19 protein-coding genes and 1 pseudogene are annotated in these 15,975 nt (G+C 68.8%); 7 read left to right on the top strand and 13 right to left on the bottom strand.

All coding sequences use genetic code 11. From position 1 onward, the window contains the following. Nucleotides 1-147: 147 nt before the first annotated feature. The gene (locus tag QSK36_RS14085; RefSeq protein WP_285782699.1) at nt 148-1,134 is read right to left on the bottom strand and encodes an NAD-dependent epimerase/dehydratase family protein; all 987 of its coding nucleotides are present in this window, start codon (nt 1,132-1,134) and stop codon (nt 148-150) included. 196 nt (nt 1,135-1,330) lie between these two features. Between QSK36_RS14085 and QSK36_RS14080 the strand changes: the two genes are divergently transcribed. Next, on the top strand, nt 1,331-1,762 hold the full coding sequence (locus tag QSK36_RS14080) for a MarR family winged helix-turn-helix transcriptional regulator (RefSeq protein ID WP_285782698.1): 432 nt from the start codon (nt 1,331-1,333) through the stop codon (nt 1,760-1,762). 214 nt (nt 1,763-1,976) lie between these two features. On the opposite strand, the gene QSK36_RS14075 is transcribed toward QSK36_RS14080, so the two are convergent. From QSK36_RS14075 to QSK36_RS14050, 7 genes and pseudogenes are all read right to left on the bottom strand, one after another. Then, on the bottom strand, nt 1,977-2,486 hold the full coding sequence (locus tag QSK36_RS14075) for a hypothetical protein (RefSeq protein WP_285782733.1): 510 nt from the start codon (nt 2,484-2,486) through the stop codon (nt 1,977-1,979). Nucleotides 2,487-2,571: 85 nt separating this feature from the next. After that, a pseudogene (locus tag QSK36_RS14070) lies at nt 2,572-3,120 on the bottom strand (integrase core domain-containing protein); the annotation flags it as partial. A gap of 209 nt (nt 3,121-3,329) precedes the next feature. Further along, complete coding sequence (locus QSK36_RS14065) at nt 3,330-4,820, bottom strand: ArnT family glycosyltransferase (protein WP_285782697.1); 1,491 nt, start codon at nt 4,818-4,820, stop codon at nt 3,330-3,332. Between the two features lie 54 nt (nt 4,821-4,874). Further along, nucleotides 4,875-5,770, bottom strand: a protein-coding gene (locus QSK36_RS14060; protein ID WP_502883310.1) for an IS5 family transposase whose coding sequence is annotated in 2 segments (ribosomal slippage) — nt 4,875-5,356 and nt 5,356-5,770 — 897 coding nt in all. Because the reading frame shifts where the segments join, the coding sequence is not laid out codon by codon here. A gap of 185 nt (nt 5,771-5,955) precedes the next feature. Further along, entirely contained in the window at nt 5,956-6,288 is a 333-nt protein-coding gene (locus QSK36_RS43485) for a tetratricopeptide repeat protein (protein WP_352240236.1), read from the bottom strand. A 120-nt stretch (nt 6,289-6,408) separates the two neighbouring features. Beyond that, nucleotides 6,409-6,741 (bottom strand): hypothetical protein, encoded by a 333-nt coding sequence (locus QSK36_RS14055; protein WP_285782696.1) that lies wholly within the window; start codon nt 6,739-6,741, stop codon nt 6,409-6,411. Then, entirely contained in the window at nt 6,738-6,956 is a 219-nt protein-coding gene (locus tag QSK36_RS14050; protein WP_285782695.1) for a hypothetical protein, read from the bottom strand. Before QSK36_RS14050 ends, QSK36_RS14055 begins: the two co-directional genes overlap by 4 nt. Before the next feature lie 82 nt (nt 6,957-7,038). On the opposite strand from QSK36_RS14050, the gene QSK36_RS14045 reads away from it, so the two are divergent. The 3 genes from QSK36_RS14045 to QSK36_RS14035 all read left to right on the top strand — a co-directional run bounded on the left by QSK36_RS14045 (nt 7,039) and on the right by QSK36_RS14035 (nt 8,139). After that, nucleotides 7,039-7,290: a GntR family transcriptional regulator gene (locus QSK36_RS14045; protein WP_183544674.1), complete on the top strand. Its 252-nt coding sequence runs from the start codon at nt 7,039-7,041 to the stop codon at nt 7,288-7,290. 238 nt (nt 7,291-7,528) lie between these two features. Then, nucleotides 7,529-7,684 (top strand): hypothetical protein, encoded by a 156-nt coding sequence (locus QSK36_RS14040; protein ID WP_285782694.1) that lies wholly within the window; start codon nt 7,529-7,531, stop codon nt 7,682-7,684. Between the two features lie 20 nt (nt 7,685-7,704). Beyond that, entirely contained in the window at nt 7,705-8,139 is a 435-nt protein-coding gene (locus tag QSK36_RS14035; protein ID WP_285782693.1) for a type II toxin-antitoxin system VapC family toxin, read from the top strand. Between the two features lie 20 nt (nt 8,140-8,159). Here the strand turns inward: QSK36_RS14035 and QSK36_RS14030 are convergent, their stop codons facing one another. Both QSK36_RS14030 and msrA read right to left on the bottom strand, forming a co-directional pair. After that, the gene (locus tag QSK36_RS14030) at nt 8,160-9,596 is read right to left on the bottom strand and encodes an SMP-30/gluconolactonase/LRE family protein (protein ID WP_285782692.1); all 1,437 of its coding nucleotides are present in this window, start codon (nt 9,594-9,596) and stop codon (nt 8,160-8,162) included. Nucleotides 9,597-10,059: 463 nt separating this feature from the next. Beyond that, nucleotides 10,060-10,722 carry a peptide-methionine (S)-S-oxide reductase MsrA gene (gene msrA, locus QSK36_RS14025; protein ID WP_183544934.1) on the bottom strand — a complete coding sequence of 221 codons (663 nt, stop codon included), beginning with the start codon at nt 10,720-10,722 and terminating at the stop codon, nt 10,060-10,062. A gap of 134 nt (nt 10,723-10,856) precedes the next feature. Here msrA and rarD point away from each other — a divergent pair, with 134 nt between their 5' ends. Continuing rightward, a complete protein-coding gene (gene rarD, locus QSK36_RS14020; protein WP_183544668.1) occupies nt 10,857-11,762 on the top strand; it encodes an EamA family transporter RarD in 906 nt (301 codons plus the stop codon). 75 nt (nt 11,763-11,837) lie between these two features. Further along, the gene (locus tag QSK36_RS14015; RefSeq protein ID WP_285782691.1) at nt 11,838-12,665 is read left to right on the top strand and encodes a TIGR03621 family F420-dependent LLM class oxidoreductase; all 828 of its coding nucleotides are present in this window, start codon (nt 11,838-11,840) and stop codon (nt 12,663-12,665) included. A gap of 2 nt (nt 12,666-12,667) precedes the next feature. Here the strand turns inward: QSK36_RS14015 and QSK36_RS14010 are convergent, their stop codons facing one another. Next, on the bottom strand, nt 12,668-13,141 hold the full coding sequence (locus QSK36_RS14010) for an RrF2 family transcriptional regulator (RefSeq protein WP_285782690.1): 474 nt from the start codon (nt 13,139-13,141) through the stop codon (nt 12,668-12,670). A 78-nt stretch (nt 13,142-13,219) separates the two neighbouring features. Here QSK36_RS14010 and QSK36_RS14005 point away from each other — a divergent pair, with 78 nt between their 5' ends. Then, nucleotides 13,220-13,963, top strand: a complete 744-nt coding sequence (locus QSK36_RS14005) for an SDR family oxidoreductase (RefSeq protein ID WP_285782689.1) — start codon at nt 13,220-13,222, stop codon at nt 13,961-13,963. A gap of 11 nt (nt 13,964-13,974) precedes the next feature. Here the strand turns inward: QSK36_RS14005 and QSK36_RS14000 are convergent, their stop codons facing one another. After that, a complete protein-coding gene (locus tag QSK36_RS14000; protein WP_285782688.1) occupies nt 13,975-14,946 on the bottom strand; it encodes a hypothetical protein in 972 nt (323 codons plus the stop codon). 26 nt (nt 14,947-14,972) lie between these two features. Beyond that, on the bottom strand, nt 14,973-15,968 hold the full coding sequence (locus QSK36_RS13995; RefSeq protein WP_182898150.1) for a polyprenyl synthetase family protein: 996 nt from the start codon (nt 15,966-15,968) through the stop codon (nt 14,973-14,975). Nucleotides 15,969-15,975 lie beyond the last annotated feature (7 nt).

Genomic DNA, 15,975 nt, shown 5'->3' with positions numbered 1-15,975 from the left:
AGATAAAAGGCAGCGGGTTGCCGGGTGGGGCCAAATCACGTTCGCAGAACCTACGCGCAAGATCGCAAACTGGGGCCAGATCAGACGTGAAACTGGGGCCGTATCCATGGCGAGGGCGGTGAGACAGCGGCGCGCGAGGTCGTCACCTCACGAGAAGCTCATCTCCGCCAGACCTTTCTCCACCGTCACGTCAGGCGAGTAGCCCAGTTCCCTCCGCGCGGCGGTGATGTCGTAGGAACGGTCACGGCCGGTGAAGCTCACCAGCCAGTTCGTCAGCGGGGGCGCCGTCTTGCGGCGAAGCAGGCGTGTTGTGCGGTCCATCATCGCGGCCATGGGCGCCGCCATCGCCAGAGGGACGCTGCGGCTCTTGGACAGATCCACGCCGCGGGTCGCCAGCAAGGGGATGAGGAAGTCTCGAATGGGCATCGGCGTGCCGTCCGTCACGTAGAACACCCCGCGGTGGCGGCCCCGTGTGAGCGCGAGGATCGCGGCACCGGCCAGGTTTTCGACGTGCACGAAGTCGACGATGTGCTTACCGTGATCGATCCAGGCGAACCGTCCCGCCTCGGCGACCATGACCATTTCGTTGATCGTCTTCATTCCGCGACCCCAGATGAACGGCGGGCGGAGCACGATCAGCTCGGTCTTCTCGCTGTGGGCTTTCAACAGTGCGCGCTCGGTGGCCAGCTTGACCCGGCTGTAGGCGATGTTCGGCCGGCCTTCCGGCGTCGACTCGTCGACGACGGGACGACGTTGACTGCCCGTGGAGACGGACGCGGCGCTGATGAGCACGAAGCGTCGCACCCCGGCCGCGACGCTCGCGGCGTGCAGGGCGACGGTCGGCATGTGATTGGCCTGTTCGAAGAGCGAGTCGGGCCCCCAGAACTCCATGTGAGCCGCGACGTGCACGACCGCGTCGGCCTCGCGCAGCTTGGCGAGCCAGATCGGCGCCGGGGAACCGGCCCGGCCGAGCTCGGCGAGATCGCCAGGAACGGCATCGGCTCCGGCCGCACGTACCCGCTGAATGCTCGAGCCCGATCTGGCAAGCGCCATGACTTCATGTCCTTCGGCGACGAGGCGATGGACGAGAGCGCCGCCGACGAAACCGCTGCCGCCAGTCACAAAGACCTTCATGCTTGCACTCCTTGTGATTGAGTACGCACTTCTCGTGCGCATCCGGTTGTCCGTGCCGCTCGGCACGCGATCCTGACCGCCCCTTCCAGATGCATAGCCATCTAATAGTTTGGTATCAATGCATCTACGTCTATGCAACCTCCCGTACGATGGATGTGTCAAGTGGAGGTGGGCGATGCCGCACGCGAGGAAGAGCGTGACCGCAGCACAGGTCGCCGACGAGTTCAGTCGTACGGCGAAGGTGCTCGTACGTCACTTCAACGAGCGTCTGGGCGAGCATGGGGTGTCGACACCGAGGTCGCGCCTGGTGGTGGAGGTGGCACGTTCGCAGCCGCTTCGGCTCACCGAGCTCGCTCTCGCGGTCGGTATCGCCCAGGGGACCGCATCCACCCTGGTCGACGCGCTCGTCCGTGACGGACTGCTCGAACGCCAGACCAGCACGGACGACCGCCGGTCCGTACTCCTTCGAGTGACGGCGCAAGGGGCCGCACTGGCCCAGGACTGGACGGCCGGCTATGAACTGGCGGCGGAAGAGCTGTTCAGGCCACTCACCCCCGAGCAGCTGTCGACGCTGGTCGACTTATTGCGGACCCTCAGCGCCGACGAGGCGTCGCCCGCCGGCGGCTGAAGAAGACATCCGCGCAGGAGTCCCCCGCTATGTGTGTCCCAACGTTCCCGGCAGCGGCTCATGCGGCGGTGTCGCCACCAACACCGCCCGCACCGACGACTACGTCCGCGACATACTGCTGACCGCGCTCGACTCTCCCGCCCTCGCCGAACGCATCCACCACGACGGCGGCGATGACGACAACCTCGCCGACGCCGTACGCGCCGACGAGGAACTACTGGAAGAACTCGCCCACGCCTGGGCCAGCCGTGAAATCAGCCGCAGAGAATGGATGGCCGCCCGTGCCCCGATCGAACTGCGACTGGACAAGACCCGCGCCCAGTTGGCGAGCCTGTCGCGCACCTCGCCCCTGATCCAGCGTGCCGTCAACGATGACCTGCATCAGCGATGCATCGATGCGGAGGGTGGCGCGTTTGCCGGCCAGTGGCAGGCCGACGCCGATCAGCTTGCCTGCGACGTTGACGCATCCGGAGCCGGTGACCTGCCGGTCGATCTCCACGACGGCGTCGGCGGGCAACGGGCCCAGCGGCAGGGCGGTGGCAGGCGACGGTCGGCCGGGGCGCCCGCCCTGGGTCATCAGCCGGGCCAGATCGCCCTCGGTGAGGAGTACCGGATGGGTCTTGAGAAGCTCCTGTCCGGAGAAGACGTGCATGGTGGTGGCCGAGACCCAGACGGTCACCTGTTGCCCGGCCCGCGGGCGTCCCAGCCAGATCTGCCGGAACACCACCCGCAGGGACGGCCGCGGGTGCGGGTGTGGTGTTCACGTCCTCGGCATCGGCTTGGTGACCCGTCCCCGTGAATGGGACGGGCAGGGCTGCGAGGTCGGCGGGCAACCGCAGCGGCACATCCGCGTCGGCGGGAGCCGGTGCCGATCCGCTTGTGAAGCGGCTGGCCGGGGTGGCCATGTCCAGGGCCTGGTGCGGGCGGACGGTGTTATAGCTGCTCACCCAGGCGTCCAGTGCGGTCTGCGCGTGCTGGAGGCTGGCGAAGGCGCCGTGGGCGGACAGGAACTCCGTCCGCACGGTCTTGTGCCAGCGCTCGATCTTCCCGGTCGTCGTCGGGGAACGGGGCTTGGTGTTGCGGACGGTGATGCCGTTCTCCCGGCAGACCCGCTCGAACAGCACCTCCGTCGGGCGCGGCTTGGTGAACCGGCCGGTGAACTGCTTGCCATTGTCCGTCAAGACCTCCTCCGGCACACCGAAGGTGCGCATCGCCTGCGCGAAGGCCCGGCAGACCGCCCGCCCGGACGCGCGGACCACCAGGCGCGCGATGACGATGAACCGGGAATGGTCGTCGATCCCGCTGATGAGCTTCAGCTCCCGCCCGTCGGCCAGGAACACCCCGCCCATGACGTCCAGCGTCGCGCGGGGTCGGCCAGCCGGCCGGGCTGCGGCTCTTCGGCCGGTCCCGGCCGGCGCCGCCCGCGCGCTCCCAGCCATCCGAGACGGAACGCCAGACGATGGAAGACAACATCGGCCAGGACGACGACTAGAGCCTGTATCAAAGCCTCTCGCGACCGGGAGATGCCGGGGCAGGATTGTTCTCGGACGAAAGGCCGGGCGATTCGTCAGCTGATGGTTCGGAGTCCGGGCCACATCGCGGTCCACGACGACTTCAGGCCGGTGCAGACCGAGACGGCCTTGCCCTGCTCACCGTTCGGAACGCCCAGTCCGTTGTCGATCCGGGCCACGTCCTGGCAGCCGACGAAGAACCTGCTCCAGCCGGCGGGCCGCCAGTCGCCGACGTGGACGACGACGGTGCGTTGAGCCGGTGGCGGACCCCATGACCAGTACGAGTTGTGACCGGAGTAGATGGGGGGCAGTTCCGATCCGAGCAGGTCGAGTGCGCTCGCCTCGCTGTAGTCGTTGGTCAGGATCACCGCACGGGCGCGCTCGTCGGCGGGCAGGGCTGCCACCGCGCCCTTGACCGTGGAGACGAACGCCGGCCAGCCGATCTGGTTCGCGGTGTCCTGCACCGTGGCCGGAAGGGTGCTGGCGGCATAGGTGGCAAGGGGCAGGACCGGCAGGGTCAGGTACGCGAGGAGCAGACCCGAGACCAAGGCGGCGGCGGTGAAGATTGTCCCCTTGATGCTGGCGTGGCCGCGTACGAGCCAGCGGTCGACGACGATCGAGCCCGCGGCCATGTACGCGGCCGCGGTGCCGATCGCGTAGTAGGGCTTGCCTCCGGTCGCGACGACGAGGACGAGCGCGATGGGGCCCGCGATGCCGATCGCCCGCCACGGGACCGCGTTCCTCGAACGCAGGAGCCAGACCGCTCCGGCGAGGCTCACGGTGAACAGGATCGGACCGGTGAAGAGCCAGAGCAGCGGCACGATCTGGGCGCGGTTGTCCGCCGCGTACCCGGCGATGCGCGAGGCCATGGTGAGCTGGGGCCAGCCGTTCATCGCCTGCCAGACGATGTTCGGCGCCCAGAACAGAAGAGCGATCCCGATGGCCGCCCACGGCCACGGTGAACGGACGACGTCCCAGCGCCGGGCGGCGAGAAGGCCCAGCGCCAGCCCCGCGGCCAGGAACAGCAGGGTGTCCTTGTTCTGCAGCCCTATCCCGGCGGTCAGGCCCACCGCCAGCCACAGGCGCCGGTCGGCACCGGCGAGAAGCCGGACCGCCAGCCACAGGATGAGCGCCCAGGCAAGCAGGTCGAGACCTGTCGTGGTGTCCATGTGGCCAGCGGCGAGATAGCCGGAAACGGTGGCCGTGACGGCCGCCAGGAACTGCGCCCGCCGAGACCCGCCGAGGTCGCGTGAGATGAGCGCCACGAGGACGACGACGAGCGCCGCCTCCACGGCCGGCAGCACCCGGACCGCGGTCGGCGAGACGCCCAGCAGGCCCACCGAGGCGGCGGATAGCAACGGGGTCAGCGGCGGCTGGTCGACGTAGCCGAAGGCGGGATGCCGGCCCGCCACGACGAAGTACATCTCGTCGCCCAGGAAGCCGTAGGCGCCCGAGAACGCCAGCAGTAGAGCGACTACCAGACCAGCCATCAGGACCACCGGCCAGGGGACGACGAAGGACCGGGTGCGCTGGGTGATGTCCGGCATTGTCACAGTGTGATCGCGCTACCGCCACGGCGCTAGAGCCTGTATCGAAGTCGGTCAGAGCCATTCGTTGATCGCAGCGATGATGATCGTGGCTTCGTAGCGGACGGCGAGTTTGTCGTACCTGGTGGCGACAGCGCGGTGGCGTTTGAGGCGGTTGATGCCGCACTCCACCGCGTGGCGCCGCTTGTACATCTCGGGGTCGAAGGCGGGAGGCCGCCCGCCCTTGGAGCCTTTGGCGCGGCGGTTGGCGTCCTGGTCGGCCTTGCTGGGGATGGTGGCCTTGATCCCACGCTGCCGCAGGTAGACGCGGTTGGCCGCGGAGGTGTAGGCCTTGTCGGCCAGGACACGGTCGGGGCGGGTGCGGGGTCGCCCCACGCCCAGGCGGGGCACCCGGATACCGCCGAGGACCGCGGTGAACTGCGGGCTGTCACCGCGCTGCCCGGCGGTCAGCACGATAGACAGCAGCTTCTGCCCCTGCTCGCAGGCCAGATGCAGCTTGGTGGTCAGCCCGCCACGAGAACACCCCAGCCCGTGATCGGCCGGCTCGGTGCCGCCCCTGCCGCCGGGCGGCTCAGCTTGAAGATCCCCCTTTTCCGCGCCCCGGCGGCGTGCTGCTGCGCCCGGGCGATCGTGGAATCGACGCTGACGTTCCAGGTGATGCGCCCGGCCGCGTCCGCCAGCGCCTGCAACGTGGTCGGGATCTGCTGCCAGATGCCGTCTCGCTGATAGCGCCGAAACAGCGCATACACCGCTGACCAGGATCCGTAGCAGGCGGGCACATCCCGCCAGGGCGCGCCGGTCCGTACCCGCCAGCGGATCCCGTCGATCAACTGCCGCTTACTGAACAGCGACGGCCGCCCCGACCGTGTGGGCGCCGGCAGCAACGGCTCTAGTACCGCCCACTGGGCATCGGTGAGGTCGAACCGCCTCGTCACCGCTAAGGTGGCCAACGAGGTCTCCGGTTTCAGGTTTGTCTTGGTCGATCAACCAATTACCGGAGACCTCTTACGTTGTCGATCTACGACCTCTCCGACTCCCCGACGACACACCTCAAACCGACCCACACCCCACCGCGGACTTCGATACAGGCGCTAGAACGACACGGTCCGACTCGCCTAGATTGCCGCCGTAATGACTACTTCAATCGGGAACGGATACGCTCAAGTTTAGTGCGCACACTGCGAATAAGAGCATGGTCAGGCTCGAAAAGCCGTTCGCATTTGACTAGCGTCGCTTCATACAGCCGAATCGCCTCATCCAAGCGTCCCGCTGCTTCATAGGCGGCCGCGAGATTGTGCCCGCTGGTCAAAGCATCGGAGTGTTCGGCACCCATGGTCCGTTCCCACGTCCTCAGTGTCGCCTCATGTAGTCGGATCGCTTCGTCTATGCGTCCCCCCGCCTGGTAAGCGACCGCGAGGCTGTTGCGGGTGCCCGGGTCCACTTGGCACCGGACTACCCGGGGCGCCATCGGACGAGGTTGCTGTACAGCAATAACGCCTCACGCGGTGGCACCTCACCGGCGCCGCCCGAGCAGCTTCCCTCGTCGCCTACGAGGCTCTTGCCTTTCCCTTGAGGCAGAAGTCCGGGATCAACGGGCTGAGCCCATCAGGATCCGCATCCACCAATAGCGGGCTTCGTAGCCTCTCCAGCCGCCGGTGTATGTGTGCTCGGGCGCGTCAGACTGGATGACCTTGTGGACCTGGTAGATGCCGCCGACACAGATCAGCTCGTAGACAACTGCCTGACAGCAGCAGGTGTGGTCGACGACTCGGTAAGGGCCGCGCGGCTGGTCCTGCCACTCCAGCCGTTTCCGGCTCCGTAGCGCGATGCCTGGATGGACCGCGATGCCCGGGCAGTCCCACTCTGGAAACTCCACCAGATCGCGGGCCAGCCGACGCGGCCCTCCCTGCACCGCCGTCATCGCGCCGCCGGCCGGACCATCTGTTCGTCCAGCTCGCGCCGCAGCTCGTCCAGAGTCTCAGCGGCTACCGTCATGCAAGCGCCGGCCACGAGCTCAGCCTGGGTAAGCCGATGGCCCCGCCGCGTCGCGTACCAGTCTCCCGGCCTGCCATCCGCTCGGCTACGCCAGATCGACCAGTCGGGGAAGTCCGCTATCAGTTCCTCACGCTCCGTCATGTCCCGCAGGCTAGCCTAAATATAGCTGTCTATAGCTATGAGCTTCTATGCCTCTCCTGGAGCTACTACCTACAGTTGCCGAGTGATCGACTACGACCCGACGCGACCCAAGTGGGTGCAGATCTACGAGGTCGTACGCGCACGCATCGAATCGGGCGAGTACCCGCCCCGCTACCTCATCTCCGAGGTCCAGATGGAGGGCGAGTTCGGCGTCGCCCGCGTGACCATCCGTAAGGTGACCGCAAAGCTCCGCGAAGACGGCCTCATCGTCACCACTCCGGGCATGGGCTCCTTCGTGGCGCAGGACAAGAACGAGACCTCCGAGCAGGTCTGAACTGCCACCCGGAGGTCTCAGCAATCCCGGCTACTCCTCCGAAGCGGTCGTCAGCCCAGTCAGGCACCAGGCCGAAGGGTCACCTGCGTTGACACCGGTGCCGCCGAGGCCGCAGTAGCCGTTGGGCACCTTAAAGAGGTTGCTGGTGGTAGCGATTCACCTCAGGCAATAAGTTCTCCTCACCGCGCTCTGTGGCATCTCACTGGCTGCGGGCAGGTCGGCGCCTACACTTGGCAGCATGGACTCGGACAACGAGGGCTGGGCCGACATCGAGGAGCCCCTCGACGCGCCCGCGCTTCCACGGCATCTCGCCGCGCTCGGCGGCGCGCTACAAGGGCCGGCAGACCTCGGCGTCCATCATGACCGGTACCTCACCTATCCTCAGCAGGAGTAGTCCGACGGAGCGATCACCGCGTGATCCTCTGCGACACGGGACCCCTCGTCGCGGCATTCAACAGGGCGGACAAGGATCACGCCCGCTGTGTCCGGTTTCTGGCGCAGAATTGGGCCAGACTCGTTGTGCCGTCGCTCGCGGTGACAGAGATCTGTCGTCTACTCTCCGATCCGGTCCGTCGCGGCAGCCCCGCTCTCGCGGCCGAGTTCTGCGCTGCCATCGCCGACGACGAACTCCGCGTGATCGAGGTGACGCCTCACGACTATCGGCGAATGTCCGAGCTGCTCGCGGCCTACGCCTCGCTCCGCCTACAGGCTGTGGACGCCTGCGTGATAGCTCTTGCCGAGCGCTTCGACCTTCGCCAGGTCGCCACGCTGGATCAGCGCGACTATCTCGTCGTTGCCCCTCGTCATCTTCCCAAGGGGCAACGACTCACGATCCTGCCTGGCGACTGATCAGCTCTCAGGGGAAAAGGTCAGTACGGCCAGCCGGGGACGTTCAGCCGGACGCGGTAGAGGCCGAAGTTGCCGGTGTTCCCGCCGCGGGATGGTGTGCCCGAGGTGATGTACAGCGTCCGGCCGTCCGGGCCGCCGAAGGCGACGTTGGTGGTGTTCAGTCCGGCGGCGATGGTGCCGAGCTGTACGCCGGACGGCGCGTACACGTGGACCTTGCCATCGTTGAAAGAGGCCTGGTAAAGATTGCCGGCACAGTCGACGGTCGCGCCGTCCGAGCCGGTCAGGGACGCGAAGTCGGCGCGGGGGCCGACGCTGCCGTCGGGGTTGACGGGCCACTTGTAGATTCGGCCCGTGCCGTTGCCGCCGACGTAGAGCGTCTTGCCGTCGGGGGAGAGCACGATGCCATTCGGCTGCCGGATGGTGTCGTCGATCAGCGAGACGACGCCGTTTTTGACCCGGAACACGCCGGTGCGGCCGGACATCTGGTCGGGCCGGTTGGCGCGCTGGAAGTCGGGGTCGGTGAAGTAGACGGTGCCGTCGGCGCCGACGGTGAGGTCATTGGGTGAGTTGAAGGCACGGCCTTGGTAGGAGGAGGCGACCACGCCGCGCGTCAGGTCGGGCAGGCTGAAGGAGGAAATGCTGCGCTGGTCGTGGGTCGCGGCCAGCAGGGTGCCGCCGTCCCGGCTGAGGGCCAGGCCGTTGCTGCCGGCGTCGGGGATGAGGGTCTGGAAGGTGTTCGGCTCGGTGTACCGCAGAACGTCCGATGGCTGGACGCCTTCTGGCCCGGTGCCGTCGCGCATGAGCGACAGCAGCAGGGTCTGGGTGGTGGCGTCCCAGACCGGGCCTTCCAGGAAGTTGAACCCGTCCCGGATCTTGGTGGCGGTCACCGACGATGCCGGCAGCGGGTTGGGGTAGGTCGTGCCTGGCGTGCACGGTCCGACCCCGGGGCGCGGCATGCCCGGCGTGGTGGTGACGGTCGGCGTCGGCGTCGGCGTCGGAGTGGCTGTGACCGTGGGGGTGGGGGTGGGGGTGAGGGTCACGGGGCCGCTGCATATGGCACCGTTGAGCCAGAAGGTGGTGGGTACGGGGTTGGCGCCGGTGAGATTCGCGGTGAATGCCATGCCACTGGCCGTGGCGTTGGTGGCGATGAAGCCGTTGTAGGACATGCTGGTAGCGGTCACGTGCGCGCCGGACTGCGTCCAGGTGGCGTTCCAGCCGGACTCGATTCTCTGGCCGGAGTCGGGGAAGTCGAATTCCAGCTTCCAGCTGCTGATCGGGTCGCCGAGGTTGGTGATGGCCACGTCGCCTTGGAAGCCGCCGCTCCATTGGTTGACGATTTTGTAGGTCACCTTGCATGCGGCGGCGGCCGCAGCCGGCGTCGTCACCGTTGCGACTCCACCGGCGGCGACCAGCGCGGCCAGTCCGGTGGCCGCGACGGTGGCGAGACTTCGTCTCATCAGGAAGTCCTTTCGCGAACGACGACGGGCGACTGCCGCCCGTGTCAGGGTGCCGACCGGGGCCGGGAGGCCACCGGCACGCACGCGGCGCACCGCTGGCCCCGCGTCCCGAAATTAAGCGACTAAGTGGGCGGTCGCGATCGGTCGCCCGGTGCGGCGTTCGCCATGCGAGACGCGGTGTGCTCACCTTTGTTGCGGTGGCCGGTCGTGCACCACGCCGGTGGCCGCCTCGGCCTGGGTGAACGCGACCGGCCGCTCATCCGGCGAGCCGATCGGCGGCCGAAAGGAGCCCAGGCCACGGCGCTGAAACGTTCAGTCCGCGTAGAACGCGCCGCGCGTGCATCGGGGGAACATGCAGCGGTCCGGCCTTGTAGTGGAGGTTCTCGCCGAAAACAGCTCTGGCCCTCAGTCGGCATCGGGCTAGCCGGGCGACCAAGGGCCAGGATCAGTCAGTTACCGCAGGTCAGGCCTCTCCAGAGGTCAGGCCGATCGGACACGCGACGCCTGTGCCTCCGATCCCGCAGTAGCCGTTTGGCACCTTAAAAAGGTATTGCTGGTGATAATCCTCGGCGAAGTAGAACTCGCCCGCGGGAGCGATCTCAGTGGTGATCTCGCCGTACCCGGCCTTGGTGAGCACCTCCTGGTACGCGTCCCGGGACGTCACGGCCGCCTTGGCCTGCTCGGGGCCATGGGTATAGATGGCCGACCGGTACTGCGTGCCGACGTCGTTGCCCTGGCGCATGCCCTGTGTGGGGTCGTGGGCCTCCCAGAACACCTTGAGCAGTTCCTCGTACGACACCTCGGCCGGGTCGAAGACCACCCGGACGACCTCGGTGTGCCCGGTCAGGCCGGTGCAGACCTCCTCGTACGTCGGGTTCGGCGTGTGGCCGCCCGCGTAGCCCGCGGCGGTCGAGACGACCCCGGGGGTCTGCCAGAACTTGCGCTCGGCGCCCCAGAAGCAGCCCAGCCCGAACTCGGCGATCTCCGTACCCTCGGGGTACGGCGGCGCCAGCGGCCCGCCGAGCACCTGGTGGCGGGTGGCCACCGGCATGACCTCGGCACGGCCCGGCAGGGCATCCGCGGGGTCCACCATCGTCGTCTTGTCTGTGCCGAACAGCCAGCCCATCACGAACCTTCCTTCCGCTCTGCCATCACCAACCAGACACCCCGCGGCCTTGTTCCTGACATAAGCGCCTCTAAACCTCAGGCGTAGAGACCCTTATTTGTGCTGAATCTAGGTAAGCAGCGAAGATGGGCTTCATGCCTGATACGCGCCGCGGTGTCCTATATGGCGTCGCCGCCTACACCATGTGGGGTCTGTTCCCTCTCTACTGGCCTCTGCTCAAGCCGTCCGGCGCCGTGGAGATCCTCGCCCACCGGATGGTCTGGTCACTGGTCGTGGTGGTCACGGTCCTCGCCGCACGCCGCCACTGGTCGTGGATCCGCACGATGACGCGCCGCCAGCTGATCCTCCTGGCCCTCGCGGCCGTCACGGTCTCGGTCAACTGGGGCGTCTACATCTACGCCGTCAACACCGGCCACGTGGTGGAAAGCGCGCTCGGCTACTTCATCAATCCCCTGGTCAGCGTGCTGTTCGGAGTGCTGATCTTCCGGGAGCGGCTGCGCCGATGGCAGTGGATCGCCGTCGGGCTGGGCGCGCTCGCGGTCCTCATCCTGACGCTCGACTACGGGCGCCTCCCCTGGATCGCCCTTGTGCTCGCCGTCAGCTTCGGCACGTACGGCCTGATCAAGAAGGCGGCGGGGGTGGGCAGCGCGGAGAGCCTGACCGTCGAGACGCTCGTGCTGCTGGTGCCGGCCCTCGGCTACCTGATCGTCCTGCAGGCGAACGGCACCGGGACCTTCGGCAACCACGGTCTCGGCCACGCACTGCTGCTAGTGGCGGCCGGCCTCATCACCGCGGTGCCGCTGATGCTCTTCACGGCCGCCGCGCTGCGGGTTCCGCTCACGGTCATCGGCCTGCTCCAGTACATCGCGCCGGTGCTGCAGTTCCTGTGCGGTGTGCTGATCGCCCACGAGACGATGCCCGCCAGCCGTTGGGCCGGGTTCGTGGTCGTCTGGCTCGCGTTGAGCGTCTTCACCTGGGACAGCGCCCGCTCCGCCCGTACGTCTCGGCAGGAGCGTGCGGCCGCACTCGAGACCGTCTGATACGCCCCCCGGAGTAGGGCGTCCACCTCCGGCGGGAGGACGACGAGACCGGCAGGAACGGCGAGGATCGGCGGCATGAGCAAGGAATTCCGTTTCGGGATCGTCGCCGGCCTGGCCCCCGACGCCGCCGCGTGGACGGCGATCGCCCGCCGGGCCGAGGACCTCGGCTACTCGACCCTGCTCGTCCCCGACACGCTGGGGACGCTGCCGCCGCTGCTCGCGATGACCGCGGCGGCCACCGTCACGACGACGCTGCGCGTGGGCACGTTCGTGCTGGCCGCGCCTTACCGCAATCCCCCGCAGCTCGCGCACGAGCTCGCCGGGCTCGACTTCCTGTCCGGCGGACGGCTGGAGGTCGGCGTGGGGGCCGGCCGCGCCGCCGCCGAGGAGGATGCCCGGGCGCTCGGCATGCCGTACGGCACGGCGGGCGAGCGCGTCGCGCTGGTCCGTTCGGTCATCGGCGAGGTGCGGGCGGCCTTCGCCGGAAGCAGGACCACCGTGCAACGCCAGGGGCCGCCCATCCTCGTGGCGGGGGCCGGTCCCCGCATGCTGGCGCTGGCCGCGGAGGAGGCGGACATCGTCGCGCTCGCCGTACCGGCCGACACTCCGGAGGAGGGCCTGCGCGGGCCCGCCGGCACGCTGCGGGAGATGGCCGGAGCGAGGTTCGACGACATCGAGCTGAGCATGAACCTGCTCCAGATCGGCGACGAGCCGCCCCCGTGGGTGCCCGAGGGGCTCAGGACCACGTCGGCGGACGCCGCCGCCGTGCTGCGCGGCTCCCCGCGCGAGATGGCCGACACGCTGCTGCGCCGCCGCGACGAGCTGGGCCTCTCCTACATCACCGTCAACGGCTTCTTCGCCGACGCCCTCGCGCCCGTCGTCGAACTCCTCGCAGGCCGCTGACGTCAGCGTGTGGTCGACAGGCGTGACCGGGTGCGGGCAGGCGCCCATGCGGGCAGCTCGGCGAGGATGTCGGCGAGGGTGACCCCTGTGAGGCTGCTCCGCCACGCGCGGTGCGCCTCCGCCATCTTCTCGGCGATGACGCAGATGCGCCGGCAGTCCTCGGGGGGCAGCGCCCCCCGTCCCTGCTGGCGGATCTCGCGGCACTCGTACGGCGAGGAGGCGCCGTCGACCGCCTCGACGATCTGCAGCATTGTGATGTCGGAAGCCGCCCGCGCGAGCCGGAATCCGCCTCGCGGGCCCGTCATCGCGGTCAGTACACCGGCTCTGACGAGCGCCTGCAACTGCTTGGCCAGGTAGGGCGCCGGAACGTCGTAGAACTCCGCGAGCTGTGCCGCCGACGCGGTGGCTCCCGGTTCGAGCTGCGCCAGCGTGGCGGCGCAGTGCAACACCCACTCGGTGCTCGCAGGCAGCTTCATGCCCTCCAGTGTATTGGAGACATTGCGGATCTATTTTGTCCGAGATAGCATGCGAGGCGTCTAGCGAAGGAGAAAACCATGCGCATCGCAGTCGCCGGCGCCACCGGGAACATCGGGAAGCGCACCGTCGCCGCCCTCGAACGGGACGGGCACGACGTCGTACGCGTCAGCCGGTCCCTCGGTGTGGACCTGATGACGGGCGAGGGGCTCGACAAGGCCCTGGACGGTGTCGAGGCGGTCGTGGACGCGATCAGCTCGAACGCGATCGACCGGGACGAGTCGGTGGCGTACTTCGGCACGACCACCAGGAACCTGCTGGCCGCCGAGGAGCGGGCGGGCGTCCGCCACCACGTGCTGCTCTCGATCATCGGCATCCACCGGGTGGAGGGCAACGCCCACTACGCCGGCAAGCGGGAGCAGGAGCGCCTGGTGTCCGCCGGTTCGGTGCCGTGGACGATCGTTCCGGTCGCGCAGTTCCACGACTTCGCCGAGACGGTGGCGGGGTGGACCGAGCAGGACGGCGTCGCCACGATCGCACCGCTGCTGATCCAGCCGATCGCGCCCGCGGACGTCGCCGACGTGCTCGCCGAGATCGCGACCGGTGAGCCGCGGGGCCGCTACACCGACGTGGCCGGTCCCGAGCCGCAGGACCTCGTCGACATGGCCCGGCGCACCCTTGCGGCACGCGGCCGGACGGTCAAGCTCGTGCCGACCTGGTCAGGGCTCTTCGGCACGGCGATGGCCGGCGACGTGCTGCTGCCCGGCGAAGGCGTCCGCCTCGCGCCGACCACCTTCGACGAGTGGCTCGCGGCCCAGCGATAGAGCCGTGCGTGCTACCCCAGGGCCGCCTCGGCCCTGGCGTACGCGGCCGCGGCGATGCGCGGCAGCAGTACGGCGGGGTCGGTGCGCGGCTCAGGGAACTGGTTCGGAATTCGCACCTCTAGCACGTAACGCGGTGTCTGCACCACCTCGACCCACTGCCAGACGGCGACCTTTCGACTGCCGGTGATGCGGAAGGCGAAGGACCTGGTGCCCAGCGGCGGCACGGGGAACGGCTCCACCGCTCCGGTGCCCGCCCGACCCCCCGTCAGCTTCCGGCAGGATTTCACACCGCTGGTGTCCGCCAGGTGTTCCAGCATGGCGGCAGGCCCGGTGACGACGGACTCGCCGAACACGAGTGGGTCGGTGCGCCGGCGCGACTCCAACTGTGTCGCGGCGATCCGCACGCCCCGCTGGTCGAAGTCCCGCAGCACGGTGTTCCACGTTCCCGAAGTCCACTTCTCGCATGAGGAGGGCCCCTCCAGGGGGCTGCCCATCATCCGGAGTCCAATGAACAGCGACGCGTCGTCGACGGGGGCCGGAAGGCCGACCACCGCCCCCGGAGCCGCGTCCGATTCGTGCGCCGAGCCGAAATCCGTGAGCAGCGCCGACAGCAGGCGCGGATTCGCACCTCCCGTGCCCGGATTGGGCACCGGGATCGCTTCGCCCTTCTTCACGACCCAGGAGAGGAACGTCTGCGACACCGATGGGATGGGGGCCGGTCGTTCCTCTGCCGGCGCAGGCGAACCCGGCTCAGGCGAACCCGGCACGGGCGAAGCCGCCGCGGCGACGGCGTCGCACAGGGCTTGCGCCGAGCCCTCTCCCTCGCCCTCCCCACACGTGAGGACCTGGTCCTTGTCCACGATGACGGCGTCGGCGGGCGTCGAATGCGCCGGCGTCGGGATGGCGGATGTACCCGCGTCCGGCGTGCCGCCGCAGGCCGTCGCCGCCAGGAGGCACAGGGCCGCCAGCCGGGTGATCTTCACCCGGCCAATGATCCCCTACGGAGCGGTCAGCCGGTGCGCTCGACGACGTAGTCGCACAGGGCGATGAGGGCCGTACGGGCTGGGATGTCGGGCAGGCCGGCGAGGGCCTCCTTGGCCCGGTCGATCCAGCGGATGAGCTCCTCACGGGCCTGCTCCATGGCCCGGTTGGCCCGCAGCAGCGTGAGGGCCTCCTCGACGTCCTCCTCGGCCACGGGCCCCGACAGCAGGGTGCGCAGCCGGGCGTCGGCGGGGTCGTCGGAGGCCAGGGCGTACAGCACGGGGAGTGTGTGGACACCCTCGCGCAGGTCGGTGCCGGGGGTCTTGCCCGAGTCGGCCGTCGGCGCGGCCACGTCGATGAGGTCGTCGCCGAGCTGCCAGGCCACGCCGATCGCCTCGCAGGCGTCGGTCACGCGCTCGACCACATCGGCGGGAGCGCCGGCGAGCATGGCCCCGAAGCGGCCCGAGGTGGCGATGAGGGAGCCGGTCTTGTCGGCCAGCACGCTGATGTAGTGGGCGATCGCGTCGCGGCCCTCGGCGGGACCGATCGTCTCGCGGATCTGGCCGCGCACCAGGCGGGAGAACGTACGCGCCTGGATCCGGATGAGCTCGCTGCCGAGGTCGGCGAGGATCTCCGACGCCTGGGCGAACAGGTAGTCGCCGGTGAGGATGGCCACGGTGTTGTCCCACCGGGCGTTGGCGGACGGGGAGCCCCGGCGCACCGGGGCCTCGTCCATCACGTCGTCGTGGTAGAGCGTGGCCAGGTGGGTCAGCTCGATGACGACGGCCCCGGGCACGACGCCCGGGGCGTCCGGGTTGCCGAACTGGGCGGCCAGCAGCACGAGCATCGCCCGGAAACGCTTGCCGCCCGCCTCGATGAGGTGCCTGGACGTCTGGGTGACGAAGGCGTCCTCACTCTCGACCGACGAGCGCAGCAGCTTCTCCACCGCCGCGAGCCCGCCTGCGAGGTCGTCGGCCAGCCGCTCGTCGACGAGAGGAATGTCCACAACGGGCGGCGCGGCCATACGGAGA

Origin of the sequence: Microbispora sp. NBRC 16548, from assembly GCF_030268985.1 — a bacterium.
Lineage (GTDB): Bacteria > Actinomycetota > Actinomycetes > Streptosporangiales > Streptosporangiaceae > Microbispora > Microbispora catharanthi.
This window is presented reverse-complemented; position numbering and strand designations above follow the sequence as displayed.